The sequence below is a fragment of the Microbacterium resistens NBRC 103078 genome, assembly GCF_001552355.1.
Classification (GTDB): domain Bacteria; phylum Actinomycetota; class Actinomycetes; order Actinomycetales; family Microbacteriaceae; genus Microbacterium; species Microbacterium resistens.
In genome coordinates, this window is record NZ_BCRA01000154.1 from 1 (window position 1) to 7,739 (window position 7,739).

Annotated in this window: 8 protein-coding genes; 6 read left to right on the top strand and 2 right to left on the bottom strand. The window is 71.4% G+C overall.

Annotated elements, in window-relative coordinates:
• Positions 1-291: 291 nt before the first annotated feature.
• Positions 292-1,077 carry an IclR family transcriptional regulator gene (locus MR1_RS17825; protein ID WP_067250201.1) on the bottom strand — a complete coding sequence of 262 codons (786 nt, stop codon included), beginning with the start codon at positions 1,075-1,077 and terminating at the stop codon, positions 292-294.
• On the bottom strand, positions 1,074-2,117 hold the full coding sequence (locus tag MR1_RS17830; protein WP_372449939.1) for a 4-hydroxy-3-methylbut-2-enyl diphosphate reductase: 1,044 nt from the start codon (positions 2,115-2,117) through the stop codon (positions 1,074-1,076). The genes MR1_RS17825 and MR1_RS17830 overlap by 4 nt, the downstream gene beginning before the upstream one ends.
• A gap of 69 nt (positions 2,118-2,186) precedes the next feature.
• Here MR1_RS17830 and xseA point away from each other — a divergent pair, with 69 nt between their 5' ends.
• From xseA to MR1_RS17860, 6 genes are all read left to right on the top strand, one after another.
• Complete coding sequence (gene xseA / locus MR1_RS17835; RefSeq protein ID WP_067250206.1) at positions 2,187-3,512, top strand: exodeoxyribonuclease VII large subunit; 1,326 nt, start codon at positions 2,187-2,189, stop codon at positions 3,510-3,512.
• A gap of 9 nt (positions 3,513-3,521) precedes the next feature.
• Complete coding sequence (locus MR1_RS17840) at positions 3,522-3,782, top strand: exodeoxyribonuclease VII small subunit (RefSeq protein ID WP_067250209.1); 261 nt, start codon at positions 3,522-3,524, stop codon at positions 3,780-3,782.
• Positions 3,779-4,447, top strand: a complete 669-nt coding sequence (locus tag MR1_RS17845; protein WP_067250212.1) for a DUF4245 family protein — start codon at positions 3,779-3,781, stop codon at positions 4,445-4,447. The genes MR1_RS17840 and MR1_RS17845 overlap by 4 nt, the downstream gene beginning before the upstream one ends.
• Positions 4,444-5,106 carry a carbonic anhydrase gene (locus tag MR1_RS17850; RefSeq protein ID WP_067250216.1) on the top strand — a complete coding sequence of 221 codons (663 nt, stop codon included), beginning with the start codon at positions 4,444-4,446 and terminating at the stop codon, positions 5,104-5,106. The genes MR1_RS17845 and MR1_RS17850 overlap by 4 nt, the downstream gene beginning before the upstream one ends.
• A 58-nt stretch (positions 5,107-5,164) precedes the next feature.
• On the top strand, positions 5,165-6,580 hold the full coding sequence (locus tag MR1_RS17855; RefSeq protein ID WP_084344890.1) for a class II fumarate hydratase: 1,416 nt from the start codon (positions 5,165-5,167) through the stop codon (positions 6,578-6,580).
• Between the two features lie 289 nt (positions 6,581-6,869).
• Positions 6,870-7,706, top strand: a complete 837-nt coding sequence (locus MR1_RS17860; protein WP_067250220.1) for a type IV toxin-antitoxin system AbiEi family antitoxin domain-containing protein — start codon at positions 6,870-6,872, stop codon at positions 7,704-7,706.
• Positions 7,707-7,739: the final 33 nt, after the last annotated feature.

Here is a 7,739-nt window from a genome sequence, read left to right on the forward strand (position 1 = left end):
TGCTGCGGGCGGTGTCACCTCCTCGGGCAGGCCTGCGCGACGGCGCTGCTCCTCCGGGGTGGCGTACTCGCCGTACTGGGGTCGGGGATCGGACACCCCGACATCGTAGCCGTGGTGGCCTGTGGACCCGCTCGACCGGCCGGGCCGGAAAAGAAGAATGCCCCGGGGGCTGGGGACTCCCGGGGCTCAGGGATCAGGAGCGCTGGGGACGCTGACCCTCCCGTGGACGCGATTACGACGTCGTGCGACCCAGGATAGCGCTCTCCTCGTTTCTGCACGAGAGCCAGGAATTCAGATAGTGAACTGCCCGCGCCCCGACAACCCCGCGGTGCCCAGCGCGACCGACAATCGACGCGCCGCATCCTGGAGCCGCGCGATCACGTCCTCGCCCACGGGATGCTCGCCGTCGGCCCGGATCGAGATCGCGAGGGAGGCGGTGATCCCGGGGGCCAGCACCGGCACCGCGAGACACGTGAACCCGAGGGCGTATTCGCCCCGCTCGACCGTCCAGCGACGCGAGCGTTCGAGCTGCTCCAACAGCCGCTCGCGGTCGCTGATGGTCCGCGGGGTGAGCTCTGCCAGCGGGTGCCGCGCGAGGTAGTCCATGCGCTCGTCCTGCGGCAGGACCGACAGGATCTGCTTTCCCAGGGCGGTCGCATGCGCACCGTCCTGCATGCCGACCCACAGCTCCACCCGCGGGTCGTGGTCCACGTCGACGATGTCCACGAGATGCACCTCGCCGTCGTCGAAACGGGACAGGTAGGCCGTCGCGCCGACATCCTCGGCCACCTGCCGCAGCGCCGCACGCACCTGAGCGAGGAAGACGCCGCGCGCCGGCGCCGCGTCCTGGAAGGCCGGGAAGCGCGCGCCGAGGACGAGGCCGTCGGGCTCGGTCGCGAGGTAGCCCTCGTGGATCAGCGTCCGCACGAGGTTGTACGTCGTCCCCGGGGTGAGGCCGGTCGCCTGGGCAAGCAGCTTGACGGGGATCGGCCGCGGCGAGTTCGCCACGATGTCGACCAGGCGCAGCGCCCGTTGCACGGATCCGATCAGCGTCGGTTCGGATCCGTCGGCGCTCATCGGAGTCGTCCGCCCAGCGCGCGGTCGTCGCGCTGGCCCGACACGTCCTGACGCAGTTCCTTCGGCAGGGAGAACATCAGGTCCTCCTCGGCGGTGCGGACCTCGTCGACATCGCCGTATCCCGCCTCCGCGAGCGCGTCCAGCACCTCCCGCACGAGCACCTCGGGGACCGAGGCCCCGCTCGTCACGCCGACCGTGGCCACGCCGTCCAGCCACTCCTGGCGGATCTCGTCGGCGTAGTCGACGCGGAAGGCGGCGCGGGCCCCGTACTCGAGGGCGACCTCCACGAGGCGCACGCTGTTGGAGGAGTTCGCGGATCCGACGACGATCACCAGATCCGCCTCCTTCGCGACCTTCTTGATCGCGACCTGTCGGTTCTGCGTCGCATAGCAGATGTCGTCGGAGGGCGGGTCGTGAAGCTCGGGGAACCGCGCGCGGAGCCGGTTCACCGTCTCCATCGTCTCGTCCACGGACAACGTCGTCTGCGACAGCCACACGACCTTGGAGGGGTCGCGCACCTCGACGGTGTCCGCCTCGTCCGGGGAGTTCACGATGGTGACGTGCTCGGGGGCCTCCCCGGCGGTGCCCTCGACCTCCTCGTGCCCGTCGTGGCCGATGAGGAGGATCTCGTAGTCGTCGCGGGCGAAGCGCACGGCCTCGCGATGGACCTTGGTGACCAGCGGGCACGTGGCGTCGATCGCGTGCAGGCCCCGGTCGGCGGCGGCGTTCACGACGGCGGGAGAGACGCCGTGCGCGCTGAAGACGACGTGCGCCCCCTCGGGGACCTCGTCGACCTCGTCGACGAAGATCGCGCCCTGGGCCTCGAGCTCGGTGACGACGTGGATGTTGTGCACGATCTGCTTGCGCACGTACACCGGCGCGCCGAACCGCTGCAGCGCCTTCTCGACCGCCACGACCGCGCGGTCCACGCCCGCGCAGTACCCGCGGGGCGCGGCCAGCAGCACCCGCTTGCGTCCGTCCACGGGGATATCCTGAAGACGCGCCCGCTCAGGGCGGCGCTCACGCGGCACCCGCGGCACGGGGAGCGCAACAGCAGTCGAAGTCACAATGCCGATCCTACCGGCGCTTCCCCCGAGGAGGACCTGGACATGACCTCCTTCGAGGCCGCTCACGTGCCCGGCGAGCCGCCGCCCGCCGACGCCGTCGCCCCGCGCGACTCCACGCCGGACGCGCCCACGTCGGTCGCCCGCCTCAACGCCACGATCCGGGACTTCGTCGCCCGCTGGAACACCGTCTGGGTCGAGGGGGAGATCACCTCCTGGAACCTCCGCGGCGGCAACGTCTTCGCCCGGCTCAAGGACACCCGCTCGGACGCGCAGATCTCGATCCGCATCTGGTCCAGCGTCCGGGCGCGCATCCCGTCCGACCTCGGCGTGGGCGACCACGTCGTCGCGGCCGTGAAGGCGGACTACTTCGTCAAGGCGGGCGACTTCAGCTTCGCCGTCTCGATGATGAAGCACGTCGGCCTGGGCGATCAGCTCGAGCGGCTGGAGCGGCTGCGGGTCCAGCTGCGACAGGAGGGCCTGTTCGACGCGTCCCGCAAGAGGCCGATCCCCTTCCTCCCGCACGTCATCGGTCTCATCACGGGTGAGAACTCCGACGCGGAGAAGGACGTGCACCGCAACGCCGAGCTGCGCTGGCCGCACGTGCGGTTCCGCACCGTGCACGCCGCCGTCCAGGGCGATCGATGCGTGCCGGAGACGCTCGCGGCGCTGAAGCGGCTCGACGCCGACCCGGAGGTCGACGTGATCATCGTCGCCCGCGGCGGAGGGGATCCGCAGACGCTCCTGGGCTTCAGCGACGAACGACTGATCCGCGCCGTCGCCGCGGCCACGACGCCGGTGGTCAGTGCCATCGGCCATGAGAACGATCACCCGCTGCTGGACGACGTGGCGGACCTGCGCGCCTCGACCCCGACCGACGCCGCCAAGCGCGTCGTCCCCGACGTCGGCGAGCAGCGCGCGCTCGTGGCGCAGCTGCGCGCCCGGGCGACGACGCGGCTGACCCAGCGCCTGACGCACGACATCGCGCAGCTGGAACAGCTCCGCTCCCGGCCCGTGCTGCGCTCTCCGGAGCCGTTGATCGAGCGTCGCGCGCAGGAGATCCACCTCCTCGTGGCCCGCGGGCGCGACGCCGTCGTCCGGGGCGTCGACCATGGTTCCCGGCGCACGGCCGAGCTGCGCGCGTCCCTGCGGGCGCTCTCCCCCGCCGCGACGCTGGCACGCGGCTATGCGATCGCGCATCGGGAGGGCGGCGTGATCCTCCGCGACGCCGCACAGGCCCCGGCCGGCACCCGCATCACGGTGACCCTCGACCGCGGTTCCGTCGATGCCGTGTCCGAGGGGGAACGACCGGAGGCGCCGGCCCCGGGCGCGGGCTCGGCCCCGGATCGGATGTCCGAACCGCGCCGGTAGGATGAAGGGGTGAGCGCGAGCGAGGAGTTCGAGACCGCCCCGGCGGGCGGCGCCGCCGACCCCGCCACCCTCACCTTCGAGCAGGCCCGCGACGAGCTCGTGCGTGTCGTGGCGGAGCTCGAGCAGGGCGCTCCGACCCTCGAGCACTCGCTGGCGCTGTGGGAGCGCGGCGAAGCGCTGGCGGCGCGCTGCGAGGAGTGGCTTCTCGGCGCCAAGCGCCGGCTCGAATCGGCCAGGGAAGGCGCGGACGGGCAGGTGTCCGCGTCGTGAGCCGTTCTCCCCGCGGATCCTCCGCCCCCGTCGTCGCCGAGCTCGGTCGCCCCGAGACGCCCCAGGAGACGGCCGACCGCAAGGCCGCCTCGTCCGCCGCGTACCGGTCGAGCCAGACGTTCCGCAACCTCGTGGCCGCCATGCTGGTGACCCTGGGGGTCGTCCTCGTGATCGTCTTCATCGTCCCCCGCGGCGAGCCCGGCGAACGCCCGCCGATCGACCTCGCCGCGATCGCGAAGGACGCGGAGACCGCTGTCGGCGGTCCCGTCGTCGTCCCGGAGGTGCCGAAGGACTGGCGGGTGAACAAGGCCGAGCTCTCCGGCGGCGCGTACACCGTCTGGGACGTGACGATGGCTCCCACCGGCGACACGGCGCGCGGCTTCGCCCGGATCGCTCAGGCGATCGATGCCGAACCGGCCTGGGCCGCGATTCCTCTCAACGGGGCCTCCCCCAAGGACCGGGTCACGATCGAGGGACGCGAATGGGAGGTCTTCACGATCGCCCGCCCCGCGGACAACGGCAACGTCTCGTATGCGCTCGGCGCACCCGCCGGGGACGACTACGTGCTGATCTACGGGTCGCTCAGCGCCGACGACGCCGCCCGGATCGCGAAGGGACTGGAACCACAGCTCGCGCAGATCGACGCGCGTCAGGAGGACGAATGACGACTCAGCTCACCCCGGACCAGGCGTGGCAGGAGATGCTCGAGGGAAACCGGCGCTTCGTCGCCGGCCGCCCGGAGCACCCGCACCAGGACGTGGGCAAGCGTCATGAGCTCGCGGAGGGACAGGCGCCCATGGCGACCCTGTTCGGCTGCGCGGACTCCCGCCTCGCCGCCGAGATCATCTTCGACAAGGGCCTCGGCGACCTGTTCGTGGTCCGCAACGCCGGGCAGGTCCTCGGCGAGTCGATCGTGGCGAGCCTGGAGTACGCCGTGGAGATCCTGCGGGTCCCGCTGATCGTCGTGCTCGCGCATGACAGCTGCGGCGCCGTGCGCGCCGCGATCGACGGGACCGCGATCGACGCCGCCCCGCTCCCCCCGCACATCTGGCGCCTCATCGCCCCGATCGTGCCCGCCGCGCGCAAGGTCGTCGCGGCGACCGGTGTCACCCGTCCCGACGAGATCGACGCCGAGCTGGTGGGCCGCGAGCACCTGCGCAACACGGTCGCCGACCTGATCCAGTCCTCCGAGCTGATCAGCGCCGCCGTGGCCGAGGGGCGCCTCGGGATCGTCGGCGCGAACTACCGGCTCGCCGAGGGCACGGCCGTGCCCATCGTGTCGGTCGGCCTCGCCGACGACACGGCGCTCGACGCCCCGCGCTGATCCCGGCGCCCTGATTCATCCCCCTTCCGTCACCCCGTCACAACTGGAGGAACAGCAAGTGACCGACACCCAGCACACCGGCGCGGACGATCAGTTCCGCATCGAACACGACACCATGGGCGAGGTGCGCGTGCCCGTCAACGCGCTCTACGGAGCGCAGACCCAGCGCGCGGTGGAGAACTTCCCGATCTCCGGGAAGGGGCTGGAGTCCGCGCAGATCGCCGCCCTCGCGCGCATCAAGAAGGCCGCCGCCCTCGCGAACAAGGAGCTCGGCACGCTCGACGGCGCGATCGCGGACGCCATCGCCCAGGCAGCGGACGAGGTCGCCTCGGGCCGCCACGACGGCGAGTTCCCCGTCGACACCTACCAGACCGGATCCGGCACGTCCTCGAACATGAACATGAACGAGGTGCTGGCGACGCTTGCGACGCGCATCCTCGGCGCGACCGTGCACCCCAACGACCACGTCAACGCGTCGCAGTCCTCGAACGACGTGTTCCCGACCTCCGTGCACATCGCCGTCACCCAGGCGCTCATCGACACGCTGATCCCCTCCCTCGACCACCTGGCCGTCGCCCTCGAGGCGAAGGCGGAGCTGTGGAAGGACGTCGTCAAGTCCGGTCGCACCCACCTCATGGACGCGACGCCGGTCACCCTCGGCCAGGAGTTCGGCGGCTACGCGCGCCAGATCCGCCTCGGCATCGAGCGCGTCCAGGCCGCGCTCCCCCGGGTCGCCGAGGTCCCGCTGGGCGGCACCGCGGTCGGCACCGGCATCAACACCCCGCTCGGCTTCCCGCAGAAGGTCATCGCCCTGCTCGCCGCGGAGACGGAGCTGCCGATCACCGAGGCCAAGGACCACTTCGAGGCACAGGCGAACCGCGACGGTCTCGTCGAGACGTCCGGCGCGCTGCGCACGATCGCGGTGTCGCTGACGAAGATCAACAACGACCTGCGCTGGATGGGCTCCGGCCCCAACACGGGTCTCGGCGAGCTGCACATCCCCGACCTGCAGCCGGGCTCCTCGATCATGCCGGGCAAGGTCAACCCGGTGGTGCCGGAGGCCGTCCTCATGGTCTGCGCCCGCGTCATCGGCAACGACGCGACCGTGGCGTGGGCCGGCGCCTCCGGATCCTTCGAGCTGAACGTCGCGATCCCCGTCATGGGCACGGCGCTGCTTGAGTCGATCCGTCTGCTCTCCAACGCGGTGCGCGTCCTCGCGGACAAGACGGTGGACGGCCTGGAGGCCAACGTCGAGCGCGCCGCCGCCTTCGCCGGCATGTCGCCGTCGATCGTGACGCCGCTGAACAAGGTGATCGGCTACGAGGCGGCCGCGAAGATCGCCAAGCACGCCGTCGCCAAGGGCATCACGGTGCGCGACGCGGTGATCGACCTCGGCTACGTCGAGCGCGGCGAGATCACCGAAGAGGTGCTCGACCAGAAGCTCGACCTGCTCTCCATGACGCACGCGGGCTGACAGCCTGCTTCCGCGGATGCCGCGGTCCTTCGGGGCCGCGGCATCCGTCGTCTCCGGGCCCTTCCCCCCCTCCCCCCTCGTCCCGCCCCCCCCTGGCCCACGGGCCTGTCCCGATCTGCACACCTCGTCCCGATCTGCACAGGAAAGCCCGGCAAAGGTGTGCAGATCGGGCTCAAGTGTGCAGATCGGGGCACGAGGTTCCTCCTCCACCCCGCGGCGATCCTCCACGTTGTCCACCGATCGGGCGACCATCCTCTCTCGGCGGTCAGGATGCGGCAGCGTGACAGGCATGCTCTCCGCGCCGCTCACGCTCGCCCGCCTCGGCGGCGTCGCCCGAGGAACACAGCTCCAAGATCTCGGGTTCACCCGCCGAATGTTGTCGCGGTCGGTCGCCGACGGCGAGATCATCCGGATCCGGGACGGCGTCTTCGCGGTGCCGTCCGTGGCGGACGACCTCCGGACGGCGATCGCGCACGGAGGCGCGCCGACCTGCGTCAGCGAACTGCGGAGGCGAGGGATCTGGGTACTGTCCGACTCCACCAGTCTCCACGTCTGGATGGGAGCTGCCCGGCACGTGCACCCCCATGCCGATTGTGACTGTCGATCTCACTACTACCGGGGTCGTCCCCCGCTCGGGCGCGCCGACCTGCCGACGGCTTTGGTGCATCTCCAGCGATGTGAAGGCGACGAGGCCTTCTTCGCCGCCTTCGAGTCGGCGTGGCGGATGAACCTGCTGTCGCGTGCGGCGCGCAGCCGCATCCGTGCCGCTCTCCCGGTTCGGGCCCGGTGGCTCGTGGACCTCGCCCGCGGCGATGCGGACAGCGGGCTGGAGTCGCTCCTTCGCCTGCGCCTGCACATCCTGGGGATCCCGGTGGAGTGTCAGGTCCGTATCGACGGCGTCGGCGTCGTGGACGTCGTCATCGGCGGCAGGCTCATCGTGGAGGCCGACGGGAAGGAGAACCACGACGACTCGGCCCACCGCCACCGGGACCGGAGCCGCGACGCCGTGGCCTCCCGGCTCGGATACGAGACCCTGCGGTTCGACTACGCGCAGATCATCCACGACTGGCCCACGGTCCAGGCCGCGATCCTCGGGGCTCTCCGCCGTCTCCAGGACTATCGGTGACCCCATTCACGGTCCCTCTCCCGGCCCGCCTCT

What these genes read in the sequence shown, in the direction of transcription:
- MR1_RS17825 (WP_067250201.1), bottom strand. Translation starts at nt 1,077, where the DNA reads ATGAGCGCCGACGGATCCGAACCGACGCTGATCGGATCCGTGCAACGG.
- xseA (WP_067250206.1), top strand. Translation starts at nt 2,187, where the DNA reads ATGACCTCCTTCGAGGCCGCTCACGTGCCCGGCGAGCCGCCGCCCGCC.
- MR1_RS17850 (WP_067250216.1), top strand. Translation starts at nt 4,444, where the DNA reads ATGACGACTCAGCTCACCCCGGACCAGGCGTGGCAGGAGATGCTCGAG.
- MR1_RS17860 (WP_067250220.1), top strand. Translation starts at nt 6,870, where the DNA reads ATGCTCTCCGCGCCGCTCACGCTCGCCCGCCTCGGCGGCGTCGCCCGA.